The organism is Pseudomonas sp. Ps21-P2, from assembly GCF_039672565.1.
Taxonomy (GTDB): Bacteria; Pseudomonadota; Gammaproteobacteria; order Pseudomonadales; family Pseudomonadaceae; genus Aquipseudomonas.
In genome coordinates, this window is sequence record NZ_JBDFPL010000002.1 from 227,972 (window position 1) to 251,245 (window position 23,274).

Consider the following 23,274-nt stretch of genomic DNA (forward strand, 5'->3'; position numbering starts at 1 on the left):
CGGGAATGCAGAAGTCCTGCATTCACGCGTCGTCATCGCTACACTCGCGCGCTTGCCCGGGAGTCTTCATGTCCAACTTCTTCAACGACTGGCGTCAGCGCGCGACGCATCGACAGGTGTGGGCGCTGGCGGCGCCGATGATTCTGTCGAATATCTCCGTGCCCCTTGTTTCGCTGGTGGACAGCACGGTGATCGGTCACCTGCCCCACGCTCACCAGCTCGGCGCTGTCGCGGTCAGCGGTACGCTGTACAGCTTTCTCGCGTGGGCGATGGGTTTTCTGCGCATGGGCACGACCGGTTTCGCTGCCCAGGCCGCCGGCCGCAACGACGGAGCGGCGCTGCGCCAGGTGCTGTTGCAGGGCTTACTGCTGGCGATGGGGTTTTCTGTGCTGCTGGGGCTGATCGGCCTGCCGTTCCAGCACCTGGCGCTGGAAATGATGCAGCCCTCGGACGATCTCAACGAGCTGACCCGCGACTTCTTCCATACCCGCCTGTTCGGCTTACCCGCCGCGCTGGCCAGTTACGCGCTGGTGGGCTGGTTCCTCGGGCTGCAAAACGCCCGAGCGCCGCTGGCGATTCTGCTGACCACCAACCTGGTCAACATCGCGCTGAACCTGTGGTTCGTCATGGGCCTGGACTGGGGCGTGGTCGGCAGCGCGCGTGCGTCGGTCATCGCCGAATGGACCGGCGCCCTGCTTGGCCTCGCCCTCACCCACAGAGGTTTGCGCGCATACCCGGGACAGCTGGCAGTGTCCGTACTCAAGCGCTGGCAGAGCTGGCGACCACTGCTCACGGTTAACCGCGACATCTTCATTCGCAGCCTGATCCTGCAATCGGTGTTCTTCCTGATCACGGTGCAAGGCGCTCGACTGGGCGACGCCACCGTTGCGGCCAACGCGCTGCTGCTTAATGGGCTGTTGCTGATGGCCCACGCGCTGGACGGACTGGCCCACGCCGTCGAAGCCCTCTGCGGACACGCCATCGGCGCGCGGGACCGCGGGGCGTTGCGGCGCTCGTTGAATGTCTCGGGAGGCTGGTCGCTGATTTGCAGCGTCGCGTTTGTGGCGCTGTTTCTGCTGGGCGGGCACCTGTTCATCGAGATGCAGACCGACATCACCGCAGTGCGCGACATCGCCTTCGTCTATCTGCCCTATCTCGCCGTGCTGCCCTTTGTCGCGGTCTGGAGTTACTTGCTCGACGGCCTTTTCATCGGCGCCACCCGCGCCCGCGAGATGCGCAATGCCATGGTCGTCACGGCCTTGATCACCGCACCGTTTGCCTGGCTGGCAAGCGGATTCGGCAACCACGGTCTGTGGCTGGCGTTTTTGCTGTTCATGGCATTAAGGGCGCTGACGCTGGGGTATCTGGCGTTGAAGCTCAACCGCAGCGGCGCTTGGTTCAACGGCTGACCGAGACGCTCGACACCGGCGCCTGATCCTGTGCGTGGATAAAGGCTGCGACCTCCTCCAGCACCGGCGCCAGGCTGCGCAATGGGCGGGCAAGTGCACCCACCAGCGTGCGGTGACTGGTGCGAGAGAAATACACCTCGCGCACTGACACGCCCTGAGCGCGCAAACGACTGGCCATGCCCCCCGTGTTGCGTTGCGGGTTCACCTCCGTGTCATCGGCGGAAGCGATCAGCAACGCCGGCGGTGACGCTGCGCTGACATGGTTGATAGGCTGCGAGTCGGGCGGCGAATTCGGGAAGTAAAACACCGGCTTCACTTCCGGGTCGTCGATGGGCAGAAAATCATAGGGCCCGGCCAGACCGATCCAGCCCTTGATGATGGAAGGCGTCGTACCCGCTGCCGCCAGCCATTTTGGGTCCAGAGCAAGCATCGCGGCGTTGTAGGCCCCGGCACTGTGGCCCATCACATACAACTTCCCCGGATCACCGCCGTACTGACGAATGTGCGCGTGGGTCCAGCCCACCGCTTGGGCGCTGTCCTGCAGCAGTTCCTGGTAATGCACTTGCGGGTACAACCGGTAATCGGCAAGCACCGCAACGATGCCCCGGGACGCGAGCGCCTCACCGACGAAGGCGTAGTCACCCCGCGATCCGCTGATCCAGCTGCCGCCATAGAAAAACACGACGACGGGCGCGTCCGGCGCTGCATCTTTGGGCGTGTAGATGTCGAGTTTGTTGCGCGGGTCCGGGCCGTACGCCAAGTCAGACGTTCTGCTGAACGTGCTGCTCGGGGTAAACGCGTTGAGCACCTTCAGCGGCGTGCAAGCCATCAGCAAGGTCATCAACCAGGCGGCGAACACCGCTTTGAGCGCCAGCTTGATCATCATTCATGCTCCCGAAACAGTGAAGGACGCCTGACTGTGCAGACAACGAAAACGGGCCACAAGGGCCCGTTTTTGGGAGTCGCTACCTCATCACGACGACAGGTAGGACGACCGCGTCAGGCCCAGACGCAAGGCATCCAGAAACTGGGTGCGCTCGCGCGGGGTGATCTTGGCGCTGGCGACTTTGTCCCGGTAATGGGTCATCAGTTCTTCCGGCGACAAGTGCACGTAACGCAGCATGTCTTCGATGGTGTCGTGGGTTTCGATCCCGGCCGAATACGCGCTGCCATCCTGGTTCTGGTAGATGTTCACCGAATCGGTGTCACCAAACAGGTTGTGCATGTCGCCGAGAATTTCCTGATACGCGCCGACCAGGAACACGCCCAGCAAGTAGTCCTCACCCTCGTTCAATGAGTGCACCGGCAGGCTGGTCTCGATGCTTTGCTCGTCGACGTACTGATTGATCTTGCCGTCAGAGTCGCAGGTCAGGTCTTGCAGCACGGCGCGACGCAGTGGCTCTTCGTCCAGACGATGCAGCGGAATGATCGGCAGCACCTGATCGATCGCCCAGGTGTCCGGGAGGCTCTGGAACACCGAGAAGTTGCAGATGTACTTGTCGGCCAGCTTGTCGTTGAGTTCGTCGAGCACCTGACGATGGGAACGCTGGCGGGCTTTCAGCGAGTTGTGCAAACGACGGCACACCGCGAAATAGCACTGCTCGCCCAAAGCCTTCTGCGCCAGGGTGATCTTGCCGTCGGAGTACTGCGACGCGATGTCACTCATGTAGTGCGTGGCGCGCCAGTAGGTCTCGGTGACCATTTCGATGTCGGTCGGGCCGAGCAGATCGATCAACCACTGCAGGGTTTCCGGCAGGCTTTCCTTGTCGGTGATTTCAGGCACTTCGTCGTTGTGACGCTCGACGTCGGTGACCTGGATCACCAGCATGGCGTGGTGCGCGGTCAGCGAGCGGCCGCTTTCCGAGAAAATGTGCGGATGCGGCAGGCCCTGGGCGTCGCAGAACTCCTTGAGCATCCCGACCACGACGCCGGCGTAATCGTCCATGTCGTAGTTGATCGAGCTGGCGTTGCGCGAGTGCGTGCCGTCGTAGTCGACACCCAGACCGCCGCCCACGTCGATGTGATCCACCGGCAGGCCAAGGTTGCGCAGCTCGCCGTAGTAACGAATCGCTTCCTTGAAACCGTGCTGGTAGTCCGCCAGGTTGGCGATCTGCGAGCCCATGTGGAAGTGCAGCAGACGAATGCCCTGATCGAGGCCTGCCTTGGTGAAGCGGTCGACGACCGACAGCAACTGCGCGGCGGACAGCCCGAACTTGGACTTTTCGCCACCGGTGTCGGCCCACTTGCTCGACGCCAGGGACGACAGGCGCACACGCAGACCTACTTGCGGCGAGACCTTCAGCTCGGCGGCTTCTTCGATGACCAGTTCGACTTCGGACTCTTTCTCGATGACGATAAAGACGTTGTGGCCCAGCTTCTGACCCATCAAGGCCAGACGAATAAACTCGCGGTCCTTGTAGCCGTTGCAGACGATGGTGCCGCCTTTCGGCGCCAGGGCCAGCACGGCCATCAGCTCAGGCTTGGAGCCGGCTTCGAGGCCGATGGACACGTTTTGCGTGGCGATGATGTTTTCCACCACCGCTTCCTGCTGGTTGACCTTGATCGGGTACAGCGCGGTGTACTTGCTCTGGTATTCCAGGCGGGCGATGTTCTCGTCGAACGCACCGGTCAACTGACGCACGCGGTCCTGCAGAATGTCAGGGAAACGCACCAGCAGTGGCAGGGACAAGCCGCTCTTGCGCAGCTGATCGACCTGCTCGTAAAGATCGATGGGCGAACTGGTCGGCCCATTGGGGCGAACTTCAACGCGGCCGGCTTCGTTGATTGCGAAATAACCGGCCCCCCAATGACGGATCCCGTAGACACTGCGGCTGTCTGCCACGGTCCATTGGCTGCCATCGTCTTTGCGTGTGCGTCGTACGGACATCAAAGTCCCCTATAGAAAAGTCATAAAGCCCCGGCCTGACCGGCTGGGCGCAGTGTAGAGCGTGGAAATGACGGTTTGGCGCCTGCTCGCTGTGGGCAGTAGACCCGCATTGCGCAGCAGAGTTTGCATGGATGAATGCGGCCAGACCGACGACTAAATCAACGGGCTCGAAACAGTCGGCTCAACCGCCCGACTTCTTCGCCTTGAAACCCTGCTTGACCAACTCGGCCAACAGCGTTTCGACGTGGTCACCCTGGATCTCGATCACGCCATCCTTCAGCGCGCCGCCGGTTCCACACCGTTGCTTGAGGGTCTTTGCCAGGTCCTTGAGCGCGTCTTCGGCCAGCGGAACGCCGGCGACGGTCGTGACAGTCTTGCCGCCCCGGCCTTTGCTTTCGCGGCGCACGCGGGCAATACCATCACCTTCCGGGATGAGCGTGCTTTTGCAGGTACAGGCGTGGACGGGCTGACGGCAGTCGGGACAATGCCGACCGGCGTCGGTTGAAAATACCAGGCCACCGAGGGCGGCGAAGGATGCGGCTTTTTTGGCCACCGGCAATCCTCTTGTTGAGGAGCGAAGTCTGGCCGGCGGGAACCGACCGCGAAGCCCCACTCAGGCAGGGGCAGCGCTACCGGATCGAAAGAACGGTCCGGCGTGAAAAGTCGCGCAGTGTAACGGCAAAAGGCGCCGATGCTAAGAGCAAATATGCGCCAATTTACGGGACTTTTGCGACGCCTTCCAAATAGCGCCTGAAGGCGGCCAGCGAGTCCGGGCAGTAAGGCTTTTCGGTGGTTTCGCGCAGCACCTGATCGATGCTGAGAAAGCGCGCTTCCAGCACTTCTTCCGGCTGCAGTTTCAGCGGTCCGTCCCAGACTGCAGAGAACACCGCGCACCACAGTCGGTTATCCGGCTGATCGAAGAAGAAACGTTCGTGAGGGGTAAGCGGCACGCCAGAGACGCCCAACTCTTCCTCCAGCTCGCGCGCTGCCGAAAGCTCGTAGCTTTCATCGGCCTGTACCATGCCGCCCGCCGCCACATCCCAATACCCGGGATAGATCGCCTTGCTCAGCGTGCGTCGATGCACACACAGCTCACCGGCCGAGTTGAACAGCAGGATATAGGTGCCGCGTCCGATGAGACCGCGCTCACGCAGCTCTGCCCGGGGCAGCGCGCCGAGGGATTGATCGTGACGATCAACCCAGGCAATCAGCTCGGCGTCGGAGGCCGCACGGTGGGCGGCCTCTTGATCGGAAACGCTCATCGATCAGCCTTGGGACAGCAACTGGCGCAGGTCAATCACCGCCGCGTTGGCACGGGACAGGTAGTTGGCCATGACCAGCGAGTGGTTGGCGAAGATACCGAAAGGGCTGCCGTTGAGGATCATCGGGCTCCAGATCGGCTCTTGCGAGGCTTCCAGTTCACGAATGATCTGACGCACGCTGACGGTTGCATTCTTCTTCGCCAGCACATCGGCGAAATCGACTTCGATCGCACGCAGTAGGTGCGACAGCGCCCAGGCCTGACCGCGTGCTTCATAGAAGACGTTGTCGATCTGCATCCATGGGGTTTCAACGATTTCTTCGTCAACCTGCGGCACTTCGCCCGGTTTGACCGTGACCGTGGACTGCGCCTCGGTTTTCAGGGTGCTGTTCAGCTTGACCCGACCGACGCTGGCGGACAGTCGCTGGGACAGAGAGCCCAGTCGCGTACCCACGTCGCCCAACCAGTTATTCAGGTTGTCGGCGCGGGTGTAAAACAGCGCGCCCTTTTGATTGGGGTCAGACAGGCGCGCCTGGTAGCGGCTCAGCGCAGCGATGCCGTCGCGGTATTGAGACTCGCTCGAAGGCAGCACCCAGCTTTTATTGTCGAAGTTGAACAGTGGCTCGGCGCGCGCCAGATCGCCGTCTTCGGCAGACTGCGACTGCGAGCGGGCGAAGTCCTTGCGCAGTGCGCGGCTCAGGTCGCGCACCTGGACCAGCACGCCGTACTCCCAGCTCGGCATGTTGTCCATCCACAGGCCGGGCGGCGAACGATCGTTGGAAATGTAACCGCCCGGCTTATCCAGCAAAGTGGACGCGACGGTCTTCAGGGTTTCGACGGTGGTGTAGCCCAACACCATCTGCTTGCCTTCACTTTGTGCGGCGGCCTGGGCTTGCTGCTGGACCGGAAACAGTGGCGGTTCGCTGCTCCACCAGATGCCGAGCACCACGGTGACCACCAGATAAATACCCACCACGGCCCCGACGGCACGACTGAACAACAGGCCGCCCCAATACCCCCGAGAACCCCGAGGCGCCTTGCCCATCGGCTTTTCGTCAACGCGTTCAGTTCCCGCGCTGCCCGAGCGCTTCTTCCAATCCAGCATGGCCTTGTCCTTTCAATCACGGAATTCAGTGCTTCTGACCGCAACCTTACAGCAAGGTGCGTTTGGCAGGAATGTAGTGGCAGGTGCAATTGTTTAGCAGCTGAGTCGAGCGCGTCCCCGGCCAAAGGCACCTTATCCATTCTCCTATCCCGCTATCCGCAGCTACGCTTCCTGCCTTGAACTGAACCAACTGGTTCGAACACTCAAATGGGTTTAAAGATAGAAATTTGACGGATAAAACCGTCAAAAATGACGAGAAAATGACTTGCGGCAATCCTGATCCGGAGAAGTAGTGCTAGCATAGCGCCAGCATTTATATCGGGGTTTCCCCTGTAAAGAAGTCAGCACATGACCGAAGCAGAAGATCCGAGCCGCGACCGGCTCAAACACCACTTTGCCCAACGCGTTATCCATCAGGCCCGTCAGATTCTTGAGGTGTGGCAACGCCTGCAGCAAAGTGAATGGTCGGCAACGGACATGGCTGAACTCAGCGAGGCCAACCAGCGCCTGCTGCGTTTCGCCGAACGCTTCGAGCAGGCCGAGCACGTGCAACTGGCGACCGCGATCAACCTGGCGTTGCTTGACGTCGAGGCCAACCGAGGCCGTTTGAGCAGCGCCCTGATTACCGACCTCAATCGCCTGATGCAACGCCTGTCCCGAACCGGCCTCAGGCACGGCGACCGCCTTGAGCAAACCGCCCTGCCGCCCCTGCGCAAGCCGATCTATATCGTCCTGCAGGATCATGAACGCGGCGAACGTCTGGCCAAGCAGCTGGAGTTCTTCGGCCTGAGCGCGCAGTCACTCGCAAACGTCGACTCCTTCCACATGACCATGGCCGAGCGCTTGCCCGCCGCCGTCGTCATGGATGTCGACTTCGGTGGCCCGGGCCAAGGCCTGAAGCTCGCCACTCAAATGCAGGAAGGACTGGAGCAAAAACTGCCGCTGCTGTTTTTCAGCCATCACGAGACGGACACCCCCACACGCCTTGCGGCCGTGCGCGCCGGAGGGGAAGAATTTCTGACCGGCACGCTTGAGGCCTCCAGCCTGCTGGAGAAGATCGAAATCCTGACCCGGGTCGCGCAGTACGAACCGTACAAAGTCCTGATCATCGATGATTCGCGCGCCCAGGCCACACACACCGAGCGCTTGCTCAACGGCGCCGGAATCGTCACCCGGACCCTGCTCGACCCGATCAAGACCATGGCTGAACTGGCCGAATTTCAGCCTGACCTGATCATTCTCGACATGTACATGCCCGGCTGCACCGGCACCGAGCTGGCCAAGGTGATCCGCCACAATGACCGCTACGTCAGCGTGCCGATCATCTACCTCTCGGCTGAGGACGATCTGGATAAACAGCTGGATGCGATGAGCGAAGGCGGCGACGATTTTCTTACCAAACCCATCAAGCCTCGCCACCTGATCACCACCGTGCGCAATCGTGCGGCACGGGCGCGCAACCTAAAAGCGCGCATGGTCCGCGACAGCCTGACCGGCCTGTACAACCACACGCACATCCTGCAATTGCTCGAAGATTGCAGCTTCCGCTCGCGGCGGGAGAACAAGCCGCTAAGCTTCGCCATGCTGGACATCGACCACTTCAAGAAGGTCAACGACAGCCACGGCCATCCCATGGGCGACCGTGTGATCAAGAGCCTGGCGCTGTTCCTCAAGCAACGCCTGCGCAAGACCGATTACATCGGTCGCTATGGCGGTGAAGAGTTCGCGGTGGTCATGCCGGACACGGATCTGGCAGCCGCCCACGGCGTGCTCGACGAAATCCGCCAGCGCTTCGCCGAAATCCACTACCCCGCGCAGCCCGTTGATCTGTTCTGCACGTTCAGCGCCGGGGTGGTGGAAATCGCCGAGGACGACGATGCGCTGATGATGGCCTCGCAAGCAGACGAAGCGCTGTACCGCGCAAAAAAAGCTGGCCGCAATCAGGTGCATGGGCTCAAGGAGCGCGTTGCAGTGTCGCCCTTGAGCAAAAACACCCAGCCGGACACTGTTTGACCGCTGCGTCTTGACCGCTGCGTCCTACATCATTTTCAGACCGAAGCAGACCGAAAAACTCAAGCCCTCCCTGCACGCCCGCAGCCACTCCGCTATCATGCGCGGACTTCTGTGATGCGAGACCGCCATGCGCCGCCTGCTTTGTCTGCTACTGCTGATCTGTGCCCTCCCCGCTGTCGGCGCGAGCTTTCTGGAGAACAGATCGAGCCCCACACTGGGCAGCGCAGCAGTCGACAACAGCAAGGATTTCCTCCCGGTTCGCCAGGCGTTCCAGCTGAACCTGGGCGACACCACCGCTGACTCCATCAAGTTGCAGTTTGTCGCCACCGAAGGCTACTACCTGTATCGCCATCGCTTTCAATTTCGCACCGAGCCCGCCGACATCGGCCTCGGCGCCGCGCAACTGCCAGACGGCGAAAAGAAACACGACGAGTACTTTGGCGACGTCGAGGTCTATCACGGCATTCTCGACGTCAACTTGCCGCGCAACGCCGGGGACGACCGCCCTTTCACGCTAGTCGTCACCTATCAGGGATGCGCGGACAAGGGGCTCTGCTACCCGCCGGAAACCCAGCGCTTGAGCATCGGCGGCAGCGCGACCTCTTCTGCCGTCGCATCGGCTGCGGCGCCATCAGGCAATAAGCAACCGGTACCCTCCTTCAGCTGGAAACAACTGGCTCTGTTTTTCCTCGCCGGCGTCGGGCTGACCTTTACGCCGTGCGTATTGCCCATGCTGCCGATCCTCTCCGGCGTGGTCCTGCGGGGGCAGATCGGCGGGCTACGCGGTTTCTCTTTGTCCCTAGCCTACGTGCTGCCGATGGCGGTCTGCTTCGCCATCCTCGGCGCACTGATGGGCATGTTTGGCGCCAGTCTCAACCTGCAAGCACGCCTGCAGTCGGCATGGGTCCTCGTGCCGTTCGCCGGGTTCTTTGCGCTCTTCGCTATCGCCATGTTCGGCGCGTTCGAGCTGCGCCTGCCCCGCGCGCTCAATGACCGGCTGGACCGCATCGCAGGCAATACCCAGGGCGGATCCTTGTGGGGAGCAGCGGTTCTGGGCGTGGTTTCAAGCCTGCTGGTCTCGCCTTGTGTCTCGGCACCATTGGCCGGCGCACTGCTTTATATAAGCGCGAGCGGCGATGCGCTGGGCGGAGCTTTGAAGCTGTTCGCTTTGGGCCTGGGCATGGGCGCTCCACTGGTGATGGTGGCGACGGGTGGCGCGGCGTGGCTGCCGAAAAGCGGGCCATGGCTGGTTGCGGTCAAGAACGCCATCGGCGTGCTGTTGCTGGCCCTGGCCATCGGTTTGCTGAGCCGGGTGATTCCGGGGCAAGCCACGTTGCTGTTGATCGGGCTGCTAGGAGCCGGCGTTGCGGTCTTTCTGGGTGCGCTGGAGCTGGGCGAAAAGACCACCCGAGGCCGCATTGCCCAATTGCTGGGTCTGTTCCTGCTGGTGTACGCCCTCGCGTGCTGGTACGGCGCGCTGAGTGGTCAGACTGACCCGATGCGCCCGCTGGGTCAGGCTCAAGTCATTGCGAGCGGGGCCCAGCCAAAGTCCGACAGCCGCTGGCAGACGGTGACCCAGGCGAGTGAACTGGACCGAATTCTTGCGGAGTCCAAAAGCGCAGGTCAGCCGGTCCTGGTCGACTGGTACGCGGACTGGTGCATCAGCTGCAAGGTCATCGAGCACGAAGTTCTGCCGGACCCGAAAATTGCCAGTGAGCTAGGCGCTTTCAGGCTGGTCCGTTTCGACATGACCGACAGTAACGCCGAGCAACGCGCCTTGCTGGATCGCTACAAACTGTTTGGCCCTCCAGCGCTGCTGTTTTTCGGAAAAAACGGCAACGAGCTGGAAAACGTGCGTGTCGTCGGCGAAATCGACGTCGAAGCCTTCGCAGAGCGCCTTTCTAGAGCAAATGACCAAATTTAGCGTCATGGTCACAAACTTCGCGCGAACATCGGGCATCGTGCTGAATATTGTGGGTAACTGGACAGTCCATCGTACTTTCCGGCATAGTCGCTGCCCATCAGCGGCTCACTCTGTGCGTGAGCGTCGAAAACGCGAACAACAAGGAACACTCGATGGCGACTTTTCTGGTTCTTCACGGACCTAACCTGAACCTGCTGGGAACCCGTGAACCGGGAATCTATGGCTCGGTCACGTTGGCCGATATCAACCAGGATCTGGAACAGCGTGCGCGCGAAGCCGGTCACCACCTGATGTACCTGCAGAGCAACGCTGAATACGAGCTGATCGATCGCATCCACGCTGCGCGCGATGAAGGCGTGGACTTCATCCTGATCAATCCGGCTGCTTTTACGCACACAAGCGTTGCGATACGTGACGCGTTGCTGGGAGTGAGCATCCCATTCATCGAAGTGCACCTGTCGAACGTGCACAAGCGCGAACCTTTCCGCCATCACTCCTACTTTTCAGATGTTGCTGTAGGCGTGATCTGCGGCCTTGGCGCCAGCGGTTACCGACTGGCCCTGGAGGCCGCCCTGGAACAATTGGCCAAGAGTTCGAAAGCGTGAACGGCACAGTCCCGCACTGAGCCAGACCGCCTGAACCGGCTACCAAATCCCCCTGACCGTCCCTTGGGAGTTGATGATTAATGGATATCCGTAAAGTCAAGAAACTGATCGAATTGCTGGAAGAGTCCGGCATCGACGAATTGGAAATCCGTGAAGGCGAAGAATCCGTACGGATCAGCCGTCACAGCAAGACTCCAGCACAGCAGTACTACGCGCCTGCTCCGGTTGCCGCTCCGGCACCTGCCCCGGTTGCAGCGCCAGTGGCCGCCGCGGAAGCACCTTCTGCTCCGAAGCTCAACGGCACCGTCGTCAAATCTCCAATGGTCGGCACCTTCTACCGCACCCCGGCGCCTGGCTCGCCAGCGTTCGTTGAAGTCGGCAAGACCGTCAAGAAAGGCGACACCATCTGCATCGTTGAAGCGATGAAAATGATGAACCACATCGAAGCTGAAGTCAGCGGCACGATCGAATCCATCCTGGTAGAAAACGGTCAGCCGGTTGAGTATGACCAGCCGCTGTTCACCATCGTTTGAACCGGGGAGAGCCTGCGATGTTGGAAAAAGTCCTGATCGCCAACCGCGGCGAAATCGCCTTGCGCATCTTGCGTGCCTGTAAAGAACTGGGCATCAAGACCGTCGCGGTCCATTCCACGGCAGACCGTGAGCTGATGCACCTTGGCCTGGCAGACGAAACCGTCTGTATCGGCCCGGCGCCAGCCAACCTGTCGTACCTGAACATTCCGGCCATTATTTCGGCAGCTGAGCTGACCGGCGCCACGGCGATTCACCCGGGCTACGGTTTCCTCGCGGAAAACGCAGACTTTGCCGAACAGGTCGAGAAATCCGGCTTCGCGTTCATCGGCCCGAAAGCCGAAACCATTCGCCTGATGGGTGACAAGGTTTCCGCCAAAGACGCCATGAAGCTTGCCAAGGTGCCAACCGTTCCCGGTTCCGACGGCCCGTTGCCGGAAGACGAAGAAACGGCGCTGCGCATCGGCCGTGAAGTCGGCTATCCGGTGATCATCAAAGCCGCTGGCGGCGGCGGTGGTCGCGGCATGCGCGTGGTGCACAAGGAAGAAGACCTGATCGAAGCGGCCAAGCAGACCCGTGCTGAAGCGGCTGCCTGGTTCAGCAATCCGATGGTCTACCTGGAAAAATACCTGACCAACCCACGTCACGTGGAAGTTCAGGTGATTTCCGACGGTCAGGGCCACGCGATCCACCTGGGCGATCGCGACTGCTCTCTGCAGCGCCGTCACCAGAAGGTCCTGGAAGAAGCGCCGGCGCCCTTCATCGACGAACAAGCCCGCAAGGACGTGTTCGCGGCCTGTGTCAAAGCGTGCATCGACATCGGCTACCGTGGCGCTGGCACGTTCGAGTTCCTGTACGAGAACGGCCGCTTCTACTTCATCGAAATGAACACCCGTGTTCAGGTGGAGCACCCGGTATCGGAAATGGTCACAGGTATCGACATCGTCAAGGAGATGCTCAGCATCGCCGCCGGCAACAAGCTGTCGTACACCCAGGATGACGTGGTCATCACCGGGCATGCGCTGGAATGCCGGATCAACGCTGAAGACCCGAAAACCTTCGTTCCGAGTCCGGGCCTGGTCAAGCATTTCCACGCGCCGGGCGGCAACGGCGTGCGTGTGGATTCGCACCTGTACAGCGGCTACAAGGTTCCGTCCAACTACGACTCGCTGATCGGCAAGCTGATCACCTGGGGCGCCACTCGCGATGAAGCCATGGCGCGCATGCGTAACGCCCTGGATGAAATCGTGGTCGACGGCATCAAGACCAACATCCCGCTGCACCGTGATCTGACCCGCGATGAAGGCTTCTGCGAAGGCGGCGTCAACATTCACTACCTGGAACACAAGCTGGCCGCTGACAAGCATTGATCCGCCAGTAAGTGCGACAGACCAACAAAGCCGCTCTCGAGCGGCTTTGTTGGTTTTAGCAGGACCGGCATCGCTGCGACACCCGCTTTGTTGTTTCCCCGCGAACCCCGTAAACTTGCCGGTCTTTCGTGGCCGTCGGCCCCCTTTCAATTTTCCAACTCGAAGGTCACCCGCCATGCCTTGGCTGCAAGTCCGTCTCGCCATTAGCCCAGAACAAGCCGAAACCTACGAAGACGCGCTGCTCGAAGTCGGCGCCGTATCGGTGACGTTCATGGACGCTGAAGACCAGCCGATCTTCGAGCCAGAGCTGAACACCACGCCGCTGTGGTCGCACACGCACCTGCTGGCGCTGTTCGAAGCCGACACCGATGCCGATCACGTGCTCGCTCACCTGAGATTGCTCACCGACGCCGAGCTGCCGGAACACACCCATGAAGTGATCGAAGATCAGGATTGGGAACGCAGCTGGATGGACAACTTCAACCCGATGCGCTTCGGCCAGCGGTTGTGGATCGTGCCGAGCTGGCACGCCGCGCCGGAACCCGACGCAGTCAATCTGTTGCTCGACCCGGGCCTGGCGTTCGGCACGGGCACCCACCCGACCACTGCGCTGTGCCTTGAGTGGCTCGACGGTCAGGACCTCGCCGGCTGTAATGTGCTGGATTTCGGCTGCGGTTCCGGCATTCTCGCCATCGCCGCGTTGCTGTTGGGCGCCGAACAGGCGGTCGGCACCGACATCGACGTCCAGGCCCTCGAAGCCTCGCGCGACAATGCCGGCCGCAACAACGTCCCGGCCGAGAAATTTCCGTTGTACTTGCCTGAAGACCTGCCCCAGGTGCAGGCCGACGTGTTGGTCGCCAATATCCTCGCCGGCCCGCTGGTTTCTCTGGCGCCGCAGTTGGCGAGCCTGGTCAAGCCCGGCGGCCGTCTGGCGCTGTCCGGAATCCTTGCCGAGCAAGGCGATGAAGTCGCTGCCGCCTACGCCGACACCTTCGAGCTGGACCCGATTGCCAACCGCGAAGGCTGGGTACGGATCACCGGTCGTCGCCGCTGACAGCCAGTTGCCCTAAGATCCAACCATCAGGCGCTCTTTAACCCCGGATACCCGCATGACCGACAGCTTCGTCACTCAGTGCCCGCATTGCCAGACCAGTTTCCGCGTCAGTCACGCTCAGTTGAGCGTGGCCCGAGGCATGGTGCGCTGTGGCTCATGCCTGCAGGTGTTCAACGCCGCAAAGCAGCTGCTGGAACAACGCGGCGGGAGACCCCCGGAAGCGCCGCTGACTTCAGTGCCAAATACTGAATCCGTTGAGAAAAAACCGGAAATTCTCGCGTCGCAGTCACTCGTTGTCACCCAGCCAGCGCCACTGCCGGTCAAGCGTGAAGAGCGTGAAGTCGATCTGGACAGCCTGGACCTGGACGATCTCGACGTGGAACTGGCCCGTCTCGAACAGCGCGAGATTCAGCTGCCCGAGTCCTTCGGTCGTGTCAGCAAGGCGCTCGATCAAGACGAAGTCGAGTCCTTCAGCGCAAGGCGTGACGAGCCTGACGTCGCGCAGGAGTCGTGGGCCCACGGCATGAGTCACGACGATGTCGACCGGCTCCCCGAACTGCGCGCCGAAGTGCTTGAGGAACGCGAAGAGCATACCGACCACACGATAGACGAAGGCCCGCTGGACGAGCCGATCAACCCGCAGGACCGTCATCGCACCGAGCCGTCATTCTCGCTGACCCCGGACGACCTGGACGACGAATCGGCTCGCCCCCACTCGCTCCAGCCTCAAGGCGAACCCGATGATCAGCCGTCGGAACGCTTCTCCGCCCTCGACACCCATGACGATCAGGATCGCCTCAGCGCCCGTCACGATGATGAAGACGACGAGGCCCCGCTCGCTGCTGCCGGCGGCAAGCGCGGCGGGCGCAATGAACCGGGTCTGCGGGACAGGGCGTTGCTCGATCTGACGGATGATCCGCTGCAGTTGTCCTGGCAAAAACCCAAACCGCGCTGGGGTCGGCGCCTGCTGTGGATGCTGTTGATCCTGATTGCGTTGGGCGCGCTGGCCGGGCAATACGTTGCCTACCACTTCGAAGAACTCGCGCGGCAGGATCAGTACCGCCCCCTCTTCCAGGATCTGTGCCCGACACTCGGCTGCAAGGTCCCGTCCAAGGTCGATATCAAACTGCTCAAGAGCAGCAACCTTGTCGTGCGCAGCCACCCCGAATTCCAGGGTGCGCTGGTGGTTGACGCGATCATCTACAACCGCGCGTCCTTTTCCCAGCCGTTCCCGCTGCTCGAACTACGCTTTGCCGATGCGACCGGTCAGTTGATCGCCAGTCGTCGATTCAAACCGGGCGAGTACCTGAGCGGCGAGCTGGCGGGCAAGGACGAGATGCCGCCGCAGACGCCGATTCATATCGCACTGGACATTCTCGATCCGGGCCCCAAGGCGGCGAACTACAGCCTGAGCTTCCGTTCGCCGGAGTAAAACACCGCCCGTTGCGGGTTTGTCCGCACCGAAATGCAGCACCCTGCGCGGGACGGGATGCCCGAAATCCGACGACACTTTTATGACAATACCGGCCTAAACCTAACCGTTCGCGATAAGAACGGAGCTGTTCAGATTTTATCCAATTCAGCCTTTATCCAGTCATCGAGAGCGGGTATCATGCCCACCCTTTTTCATACTCTGGGTCCCGTCTGAATTGGCGCTGAAGCACTTTTCGGACCAGACCTCGTGATTCGGCCCCACAACAGGTCACCCTATGTCGGCGGTACGCATCGGCCCTTACACATTGCAAAACGGCTTGATTCTCGCCCCGATGGCGGGTGTCACCGACCAGCCCTTCCGACAACTCTGTCGCCAGCTCGGCGCAGGCCTGGTGGTCTCGGAAATGGTCACCAGCGACATGAGCCTCTGGAACAGCCGCAAGTCGCGGTTGCGCATGATTCACGAAGGCGATCCCGAGCCACGCTCGGTACAGATCGCTGGCGGGGACCCGCAGATGCTTGCGGATGCAGCACGCGCCAACGTCGAACTCGGCGCGCAGATCATCGACATCAACATGGGTTGCCCGGCAAAAAAGGTCTGCAACAAGGCCGCTGGCTCGGCGCTGTTGAAAGATGAACAGTTAGTGACCGAAATCCTGCACGCGGTGGTCGCGGCAGTCGAGGTACCGGTCACGCTGAAGATTCGCACCGGCTGGGACCGGGCGAACAAGAACGGTCTGACCGTCGCCAGAATCGCCGAGCAAGCCGGCATTCAGGCACTGGCGGTACACGGGAGAACCCGTGCCGATCTCTACACCGGTGAAGCCGAGTACGACACCATCGCCGCCATCAAGCAGGCGGTGTCCATCCCGGTGTTTGCCAACGGCGACATCGATTCACCGGAAAAGGCCCGCTACGTCCTCGACGCTACCGGCGCTGACGGGCTGTTGATTGGCCGGGCCGCCCAGGGGCGCCCATGGATTTTTCGCGAGATAGAACACTACCTGCAGACCGGGGAAAAACTTCCGGGCCTGCCCGTCGGTGAAGTGGAACGCATTCTGCTAGAGCATCTGGCTGCGCTTCACACGTTCTATGGCGACGTGATGGGCGTGCGAATCGCCCGCAAACACGTCGGCTGGTACCTCGCAACGTTGCCGGGCGCCCGGGAGTTTCGCGCCCTTTTCAACCGTTTGGACGATACAGAAGCACAGTGCGCCAACGTTCGGGAGTTCTTTTCCCAGCGCGATAAATCCCGCCCGGCAGGGAACGAAGAAGAGGTGGCCGCATGACGATGATGACTGAGACTTTAGTGAGTGGAACAACACCCGTGAGCGACAACGTCAATTTGAAACAACACCTCAATACGCCGAGCGAAGAGGGTCAGACCCTGCGCGGAAGCGTCGAGAAGGCGTTGCACAACTACTTCGCTCATCTGGAAGGTGCGGCCGTCACTGATGTCTACAACCTGGTGCTCTCGGAAGTCGAGGCGCCGTTGCTCGAGTGCGTGATGAACTACGTGAAGGGCAACCAGACCAAGGCCTCCGAGCTGCTGGGGCTGAACCGCGGCACCCTGCGCAAGAAACTCAAGCAGTACGACCTGCTGTAAGCATCCGAAAAACAAGCGACCTCACTTCAATGCGGTCGTTTTTTTTGCAAAATTCTTTTGCTTTTGATGGAAGTTGAGATGACCGACCAGACGACCCGCCTGCCGATCCGCCGCGCCTTGATCAGCGTATCCGACAAGACCGGCATCCTTGAATTCGCGCGTGAACTCGAAGCCCTCGGTGTCGAGATCCTCTCCACTGGCGGTACGTTCAAGCTGCTCAAGGACAACGGCGTTGCCGCAGTAGAAGTCGCCGATTACACCGGCTTCGCTGAAATGATGGACGGCCGGGTCAAGACGCTGCACCCGAAAATCCACGGCGGCATCCTCGGCCGTCGCGGCATCGACGACGCCATCATGAGCGAACACGGCATCAAGCCGATCGACCTGGTCGCCGTGAATCTCTATCCGTTCGAAGCCACGGTTTCCAAGCCGGGCTGCGACCTGCCTACGGCCATCGAGAACATCGATATCGGCGGCCCGACCATGGTTCGCTCCGCCGCTAAAAACCACAAAGACGTCGCCATCGTCGTCAACGCCAGCGATTACACGAACGTGCTGGAAAGCCTCAAGTCCGGTGGCCTGACTTACGCGCAGCGCTTCGATCTGATGCTCAAGGCTTTCGAGCACACCGCGGCCTACGACGGCATGATCGCCAACTACTTGGGCAGCGTTGACCAGTCCGCTGAAACCCTGAGCACCGAAGGCCGCAGCGAATTCCCGCGCACCTTCAACACTCAGTTCGTCAAGGCGCAGGAAATGCGCTACGGCGAGAACCCGCACCAGAGCGCGGCGTTCTACGTTGAAGCCAAGCCCGCCGAAGTGGGCATCGCCACCGCGACCCAGCTGCAAGGCAAAGAGCTTTCCTACAACAACGTCGCCGATACCGACGCGGCGCTTGAGTGCGTGAAGAGCTTCGTCAAACCCGCGTGCGTGATCGTCAAGCACGCCAACCCGTGCGGCGTTGCAGTCAGCCCGGATGCCGAAGGCGGGATTCGTCAGGCCTACGAACTGGCCTATGCCACCGACAGCGAATCGGCGTTCGGCGGCATCATCGCCTTCAACCGTGAACTGGATGCCGACACGGCCAAGGCCATCGTCGAGCGTCAGTTCGTCGAAGTGATCATCGCCCCGAGCGTCAGCGCCGAAGCCCAGGCCATCATCGCCAGCAAAGCCAACGTGCGCCTGTTGACCAGCGGCCAGTGGGACGCCGAGCGCGCGCCGGCCTGGGATTACAAGCGCGTCAACGGTGGACTGCTGGTGCAGAGCCGCGACATCGGCATGATCGGCGCCGACGACCTGAAAGTGGTCACCCAACGTGCGCCGACCGAGCAGGAAGTCCACGACCTGATCTTCGCCTGGAAAGTCGCCAAGTACGTGAAGTCCAACGCCATTGTCTACGCCAAGAACCGCCAGACCATCGGCGTCGGCGCAGGCCAGATGAGCCGCGTGAACTCCGCGCGCATCGCGGCGATCAAGGCCGAACACGCCGGTTTGCAGGTGCAGGGCGCTGTCATGGCTTCCGATGCGTTCTTCCCGTTCCGCGACGGCATCGACAATGCGGCCAAGGTTGGCATCACCGCAGTGATCCAGCCAGGCGGCTCGATGCGCGACGCCGAGGTGATTGCGGCAGCGGACGAAGCAGGCATCGCGATGGTATTCACCGGCATGCGCCATTTCCGTCACTGATACGGTTTACGCTGTTGGCTTTTGTAGGACCGGCGTTAGCCGGGAAGGCGGCATGACTGACCCGACAGATGTGTCGGATGTACTGTCCTCTTCCCGGCTAAAGCCGGTCCCACAGTCTGCGTTCGGCGTTCCACACTGTTTGCCTTCGGATTTTTACGCGTTGTCGTTATTGAGGTTTTGGAAATGAATGTTTTGATCATTGGCAGCGGTGGCCGTGAACACGCTCTGGCCTGGAAGGTCGCGCAGGACGCTCGTGTCGAGAAAGTCTTCGTCGCACCGGGCAATGCGGGTACTGCCACTGAAGCCAAGTGCGAAAACGTTGCCATCGACGTATTGGCGCTTGAACAACTCGCCGACTTCGCCGAGAAGAACGTCGCGCTGACCATCGTAGGCCCGGAAGTGCCGCTGGTGGCCGGTGTTGTCGACCTGTTCCGCGCCCGTGGCCTGAACTGCTTCGGCCCGACCAAGGGCGCCGCGCAGCTGGAAGGCTCCAAAGCCTTCACCAAGGATTTCCTGGCGCGCCACGCTATTCCCTCCGCCGACTACCAGAACTTCACCGAGATCGAACCGGCACTGGCGTACCTGCAAGAGAAAGGCGCGCCGATCGTCATCAAGGCTGACGGCCTGGCAGCAGGCAAAGGCGTAATCGTCGCGATGACCCTCGCGGAAGCAGAAGACGCCGTGCGCGACATGCTGGCCGGCAATGCCTTCGGCGACGCGGGTTCGCGGGTGGTGATTGAGGAATTCCTCGATGGCGAAGAAGCCAGCTTCATCGTCATGGTCGACGGCAAGAACGTGTTGCCCATGGCCACCAGCCAGGACCACAAACGCGTCGGCGACGGCGACAGCGGCCCGAACACGGGTGGCATGGGCGCATATTCCCCGGCCCCTGTGGTCACCGCCGAGGTTCACCAGCGCGTGATGGATCAGGTCATATGGCCGACCGTCAGGGGCATGGCTGCCGAGGGCAACATTTACACCGGTTTCCTCTATGCTGGTCTGATGATCGACAAGGCTGGCAACCCGAAAGTCATCGAGTTCAACTGCCGCTTTGGTGATCCGGAAACCCAGCCGGTCATGCTGCGTCTGCAGTCGAGCCTGGTATCGCTGGTTGAAGCCGCTCTGGCGCAAACGCTGGATACAGTGGATGCTCAGTGGGATCCGCGTCCGAGTCTGGGAATCGTACTGGCAGCCGGCGGTTACCCGGCCGACTACGCCAAGGGCGACGAGATTCACGGGCTGGATGCTGCGGCCGCGTTGCCGGGCAAAGTGTTCCACGCTGGCACCGCGTTGCAGGATGGCCGTATCGTGACCTCCGGCGGTCGCGTGCTGTGCGCAACGGCCCTGGGCGACACCGTTGGCGATGCGCAGAAACAAGCGTACGAACTGGCGGCAAAGATTGACTGGAACGGTTGTTTCTACCGCAAGGACATTGGCTACCGTGCCATTGCCCGGGAACGCGGCGAAGATCTAGCGTGAGCCTCGGCCCGATCAGCGACTCCTCGTTGAGTCGCTGATCGTTCATCCGGTGCCCCAGAGTTAAACAGGCTTCATTCACGAAGGGATTTCGCCGTGCGCTGGCTCAGGATTGCCACTCGTTTGACCGTCACATTGCTGACCCTGCTCTGTATATCCTCCGCCGCCGCCGAGGTCAGTGCAGGCTGGTCAACCCTTGTCGACGACCAGGCGAACCTGAACCTCAGCGACGTCCGCTCCCCCCACTACGAATCCCAGTTCAGCCCGGTCGAACTCGATCAAGTGCGCGCGACCAGCCGCGACGCCGCATTGTGGCTGCACTACCGCCTGCCCCCGACCACCCATGAGCAACTGGTGCGGATCTTCGCGCCCGACCTGGCGACGGTCGACATGTACGTGCTCGACGGCGACAGCCTGATCGATCATTCGCGCTCCGGTAACCGGGTGCCGCGCGGAGCCCAACCCCTGCCGTCACTGGACTTCCTGCTGCCGGTGCCCCAGAGCGACAAGCCCCTCGACCTGTATTTGCGCCTCAAATCCGAACAGGAACTGCGCCCGAACATCACTCTGCAGTCCGCCGTCACCAGTGCCGCAGACGAGCGCCGCCCCCTGCTGCTCGGCCTGTTCTTCGGTTCGCTGGCCATGCTGATCGTGCAGAACCTCACGCGCTTCGCCCAGTCCCGCTCGGTCAGTAGCTTGTGGCTGGCAGCGTGCGAGGCGTTTCTGGGGCTGAGCGCCTTACTGCTGCTCAACCTTCAGGCGCCATGGCTGCCGCGCTGGCATCTGGCGCAGACGCCGAGCGCTCACCTGGCTCTGCTGCTCGCCGCCGCGACAGGCCTGATGTACACGTACTGTTTCTTCATTCAGCGCGGGGTCGAGATGCTCAACCGGCTGCTGATGGGCGTGCTGCTGGTGGTCGGCTTTGGCGCTCTGCTGGTGCTGTTCGTTGAAACGCTGCCACTGAACATCATGACGTTCCTGCTGGTGGCATTGACCACGGTCAGCATCACCCTGGTGTCGATCTACCACCTGCAGAAGGGTTACTCCCCTGCCCGACCGTTTGTGATCGCCATGATCGCGTTCAATCTCGGCAATCTCGTGGTGCTGCCGGCCATGCTCTGGCTGACAAGCTTTCCCGCGCAGACGCTGATCATCGGGGTATTGGCGGTGTTCTGCCTGTGCGGCCTGCTGATGAGCATCGCTCTCAGCGAACGTCATCGCAGCATCACCGAAGACAATTTCAGCATCAGCCGCGAACTGGCGGCGAGCACGGCAGAGATCAACGCCAAGGCCGAGTTTCTGGCGAAGATCAGTCACGAGATTCGCACCCCCATGAACGGCGTGCTGGGGATGACCGAGTTGCTGCTGGGCACGCCGCTGTCGGTCAAACAGCGCGATTACGTGCAGACCATTCACAGCGCCGGCAACGAACTGCTCACCCTGATCAACGAAATCCTCGACATCACCAAACTGGAGTCAGGGCAGATCGAGCTGGATGACGTGCAGTTCGACCTCAACGCGATGATCGAGGATTGCCTGAGTATCTTCCGCGCCAAGGCCGAGCAGCAAAGTGTCGAGCTGATCAGCTTCATTCAGCCCCAGGTGCCGCGCGTCATCAGCGGTGACCCGACACGCCTGCGGCAGACGCTGCTCAGTCTGCTGGAGAACGCCTTAAAGAAGACCGACGAGGGCGAGATCCTGTTGGTCGTCGCCCTCGACTCCCGCGGCGGCAAGCCACGGCTGCGCATCGCCGTGCAGGACAGCGGCACGCCGCTGACGGCCAAGGAACGCGACGCACTGCTGCACGCCGAGCTGCATAGCAAGAACTTCCTGGCTGCCAGCAAGGTCGGCGGTCACCTGGGGCTGGTCATTGCCCGACAGCTGATCCTGTTGATGAACGGTGAGTTCGGCATCCAGAGCGGCACCAATCAGGGCAGCACGCTGTGGCTGAGTCTGCCCCTTGATGCAGAACGACTGGAGCAGCCACCCGCCGATCTGGACAGCCCGCTCAAAGGCGCGCGGGTTCTGGTGGTCGACGACAACGACACCTGCCGCAAGGTGCTGGTCCAGCAGTGCAGCGCGTGGGGGCTGAACGTCAGCGCCGTGCCATCGGGCAAGGAAGCACTGGCGCTGCTGCGCACCAAGGCTCACCTGCGCGACTACTTCGATATCGTCTTGCTCGATCAGAACATGCCCGGCATGACCGGCATGCAACTGGCCGCCAAGATCAAGGAAGACCCGAGCCTGAACCACGACATTCTGTTGATCATGCTCACGGGTATCAGCAACGCGCCGAGCAAGGTCATCGCGCGCAATGCCGGGGTCAAACGCATCCTCGCCAAACCGGTCGCCGGGTACACGCTGAAGACCACGCTGGCGGACGAGCTCAATCAGCGCAACAAAGGTAACGCGCCCTTCCCTGCGGTGCCCGGGCTGATCAGCGACATCGATGTGCCCAGCGATTTCCGCATTCTGGTCGCCGAAGACAACAGCATTTCCACCAAGGTCATTCGCGGCATGCTCGGCAAGCTCAACCTGCAGCCGGACACCGCCAGCAATGGCGAAGAGGCGCTGCTGGCGATGAAGACCCAGCGCTATGACCTGGTGCTGATGGATTGCGAAATGCCGATCCTTGACGGGTTCTCGGCCACACAGCAGTTCCGCGCCTGGGAAACCGGCAACCAGCGCATTCGCACCCCTGTGGTGGCGTTGACCGCGCACATCCTTGCGGAGCACAAGGATCGCGCGCGCCAGTCCGGGATGGACGGCCACATGTCCAAACCGGTGGAGCTGTCGCAGTTACGCGAGCTGGTCGAATACTGGGTGGAACAGCGTGCCCGGGATGAGGCGACGCGCGCCACCCGTGGCGAAGACCGCTACGAGCAAAACTGACCGCCAAGTGTCCGTGACGGGC

General features: G+C 61.5%; 18 protein-coding genes. 13 read left to right on the plus strand and 5 right to left on the minus strand.

Features of this window, described 5'->3' with window-relative positions:
* Positions 1 to 68: 68 nt before the first annotated feature.
* Positions 69 to 1,409, plus strand: a complete 1,341-nt coding sequence (locus ABEH28_RS04940; protein WP_346629289.1) for an MATE family efflux transporter — start codon at positions 69 to 71, stop codon at positions 1,407 to 1,409.
* Here ABEH28_RS04940 and ABEH28_RS04945 read toward each other — a convergent pair.
* From ABEH28_RS04945 to ABEH28_RS04965, 5 genes are all read right to left on the minus strand, one after another.
* Positions 1,399 to 2,292 (minus strand): alpha/beta hydrolase, encoded by an 894-nt coding sequence (locus ABEH28_RS04945; RefSeq protein ID WP_192173473.1) that lies wholly within the window; start codon positions 2,290 to 2,292, stop codon positions 1,399 to 1,401. The genes ABEH28_RS04940 and ABEH28_RS04945 overlap by 11 nt on opposite strands.
* 90 nt (positions 2,293 to 2,382) lie before the next feature.
* A complete protein-coding gene (gene speA, locus ABEH28_RS04950) occupies positions 2,383 to 4,296 on the minus strand; it encodes an arginine decarboxylase (RefSeq protein WP_346629290.1) in 1,914 nt (637 codons plus the stop codon).
* Positions 4,297 to 4,477: 181 nt separating this feature from the next.
* Positions 4,478 to 4,849, minus strand: a complete 372-nt coding sequence (locus ABEH28_RS04955) for a translation initiation factor Sui1 (protein WP_192173428.1) — start codon at positions 4,847 to 4,849, stop codon at positions 4,478 to 4,480.
* Positions 4,850 to 5,012: 163 nt separating this feature from the next.
* Positions 5,013 to 5,558: an NUDIX hydrolase gene (locus ABEH28_RS04960; protein WP_192173429.1), complete on the minus strand. Its 546-nt coding sequence runs from the start codon at positions 5,556 to 5,558 to the stop codon at positions 5,013 to 5,015.
* 3 nt (positions 5,559 to 5,561) lie between these two features.
* Entirely contained in the window at positions 5,562 to 6,662 is a 1,101-nt protein-coding gene (locus ABEH28_RS04965; protein ID WP_192173430.1) for a DUF2333 family protein, read from the minus strand.
* A 348-nt stretch (positions 6,663 to 7,010) separates the two neighbouring features.
* On the opposite strand from ABEH28_RS04965, the gene ABEH28_RS04970 reads away from it, so the two are divergent.
* The 12 genes from ABEH28_RS04970 (at position 7,011) to ABEH28_RS05025 (ending at position 23,252) form a co-directional block, all read left to right on the plus strand.
* Positions 7,011 to 8,675 carry a PleD family two-component system response regulator gene (locus ABEH28_RS04970; RefSeq protein WP_346629291.1) on the plus strand — a complete coding sequence of 555 codons (1,665 nt, stop codon included), beginning with the start codon at positions 7,011 to 7,013 and terminating at the stop codon, positions 8,673 to 8,675.
* A gap of 127 nt (positions 8,676 to 8,802) precedes the next feature.
* On the plus strand, positions 8,803 to 10,599 hold the full coding sequence (locus ABEH28_RS04975) for a protein-disulfide reductase DsbD (protein ID WP_346629292.1): 1,797 nt from the start codon (positions 8,803 to 8,805) through the stop codon (positions 10,597 to 10,599).
* 152 nt (positions 10,600 to 10,751) lie between these two features.
* Complete coding sequence (aroQ, locus tag ABEH28_RS04980; RefSeq protein ID WP_192173433.1) at positions 10,752 to 11,204, plus strand: type II 3-dehydroquinate dehydratase; 453 nt, start codon at positions 10,752 to 10,754, stop codon at positions 11,202 to 11,204.
* Positions 11,205 to 11,284: 80 nt separating this feature from the next.
* A complete protein-coding gene (gene accB, locus ABEH28_RS04985) occupies positions 11,285 to 11,737 on the plus strand; it encodes an acetyl-CoA carboxylase biotin carboxyl carrier protein (protein WP_346626798.1) in 453 nt (150 codons plus the stop codon).
* 17 nt (positions 11,738 to 11,754) lie between these two features.
* Positions 11,755 to 13,104, plus strand: a complete 1,350-nt coding sequence (gene accC, locus ABEH28_RS04990; RefSeq protein ID WP_192173435.1) for an acetyl-CoA carboxylase biotin carboxylase subunit — start codon at positions 11,755 to 11,757, stop codon at positions 13,102 to 13,104.
* Positions 13,105 to 13,279: 175 nt separating this feature from the next.
* On the plus strand, positions 13,280 to 14,158 hold the full coding sequence (prmA, locus tag ABEH28_RS04995) for a 50S ribosomal protein L11 methyltransferase (protein ID WP_192173436.1): 879 nt from the start codon (positions 13,280 to 13,282) through the stop codon (positions 14,156 to 14,158).
* Between the two features lie 55 nt (positions 14,159 to 14,213).
* Positions 14,214 to 15,590 (plus strand): DUF3426 domain-containing protein, encoded by a 1,377-nt coding sequence (locus ABEH28_RS05000; RefSeq protein ID WP_346629293.1) that lies wholly within the window; start codon positions 14,214 to 14,216, stop codon positions 15,588 to 15,590.
* Between the two features lie 277 nt (positions 15,591 to 15,867).
* Positions 15,868 to 16,881 (plus strand): tRNA dihydrouridine synthase DusB, encoded by a 1,014-nt coding sequence (gene dusB / locus ABEH28_RS05005; RefSeq protein WP_122533752.1) that lies wholly within the window; start codon positions 15,868 to 15,870, stop codon positions 16,879 to 16,881.
* Positions 16,878 to 17,198: a DNA-binding transcriptional regulator Fis gene (gene fis, locus ABEH28_RS05010; protein WP_007907419.1), complete on the plus strand. Its 321-nt coding sequence runs from the start codon at positions 16,878 to 16,880 to the stop codon at positions 17,196 to 17,198. Before dusB ends, fis begins: the two co-directional genes overlap by 4 nt.
* Before the next feature lie 78 nt (positions 17,199 to 17,276).
* Positions 17,277 to 18,884, plus strand: coding sequence for a bifunctional phosphoribosylaminoimidazolecarboxamide formyltransferase/IMP cyclohydrolase (gene purH, locus ABEH28_RS05015; RefSeq protein ID WP_346629294.1), 1,608 nt, complete (start codon positions 17,277 to 17,279; stop codon positions 18,882 to 18,884).
* Positions 18,885 to 19,067: 183 nt separating this feature from the next.
* Positions 19,068 to 20,363, plus strand: a complete 1,296-nt coding sequence (gene purD / locus ABEH28_RS05020) for a phosphoribosylamine--glycine ligase (protein WP_346629295.1) — start codon at positions 19,068 to 19,070, stop codon at positions 20,361 to 20,363.
* A gap of 93 nt (positions 20,364 to 20,456) precedes the next feature.
* Positions 20,457 to 23,252 (plus strand): response regulator, encoded by a 2,796-nt coding sequence (locus ABEH28_RS05025; protein WP_346629296.1) that lies wholly within the window; start codon positions 20,457 to 20,459, stop codon positions 23,250 to 23,252.
* The last annotated feature ends 22 nt before the right edge of the window (positions 23,253 to 23,274 follow it).

Bases quoted from the DNA above. Each gene is read 5' to 3' on its own strand.
- purD (WP_346629295.1), top strand. From the start codon at position 19,068: ATGAATGTTTTGATCATTGGCAGCGGTGGCCGTGAACACGCTCTGGCC.
- dusB (WP_122533752.1), top strand. From the start codon at position 15,868: ATGTCGGCGGTACGCATCGGCCCTTACACATTGCAAAACGGCTTGATT.
- ABEH28_RS04975 (WP_346629292.1), top strand. From the start codon at position 8,803: ATGCGCCGCCTGCTTTGTCTGCTACTGCTGATCTGTGCCCTCCCCGCT.
- prmA (WP_192173436.1), top strand. From the start codon at position 13,280: ATGCCTTGGCTGCAAGTCCGTCTCGCCATTAGCCCAGAACAAGCCGAA.
- accB (WP_346626798.1), top strand. From the start codon at position 11,285: ATGGATATCCGTAAAGTCAAGAAACTGATCGAATTGCTGGAAGAGTCC.
- accC (WP_192173435.1), top strand. From the start codon at position 11,755: ATGTTGGAAAAAGTCCTGATCGCCAACCGCGGCGAAATCGCCTTGCGC.
- purH (WP_346629294.1), top strand. From the start codon at position 17,277: ATGACCGACCAGACGACCCGCCTGCCGATCCGCCGCGCCTTGATCAGC.
- ABEH28_RS04940 (WP_346629289.1), top strand. From the start codon at position 69: ATGTCCAACTTCTTCAACGACTGGCGTCAGCGCGCGACGCATCGACAG.
- ABEH28_RS04970 (WP_346629291.1), top strand. From the start codon at position 7,011: ATGACCGAAGCAGAAGATCCGAGCCGCGACCGGCTCAAACACCACTTT.
- ABEH28_RS04945 (WP_192173473.1), bottom strand. From the start codon at position 2,292: ATGATCAAGCTGGCGCTCAAAGCGGTGTTCGCCGCCTGGTTGATGACC.
- aroQ (WP_192173433.1), top strand. From the start codon at position 10,752: ATGGCGACTTTTCTGGTTCTTCACGGACCTAACCTGAACCTGCTGGGA.
- speA (WP_346629290.1), bottom strand. From the start codon at position 4,296: ATGTCCGTACGACGCACACGCAAAGACGATGGCAGCCAATGGACCGTG.
- ABEH28_RS05000 (WP_346629293.1), top strand. From the start codon at position 14,214: ATGACCGACAGCTTCGTCACTCAGTGCCCGCATTGCCAGACCAGTTTC.
- fis (WP_007907419.1), top strand. From the start codon at position 16,878: ATGACGATGATGACTGAGACTTTAGTGAGTGGAACAACACCCGTGAGC.
- ABEH28_RS04960 (WP_192173429.1), bottom strand. From the start codon at position 5,558: ATGAGCGTTTCCGATCAAGAGGCCGCCCACCGTGCGGCCTCCGACGCC.
- ABEH28_RS04965 (WP_192173430.1), bottom strand. From the start codon at position 6,662: ATGCTGGATTGGAAGAAGCGCTCGGGCAGCGCGGGAACTGAACGCGTT.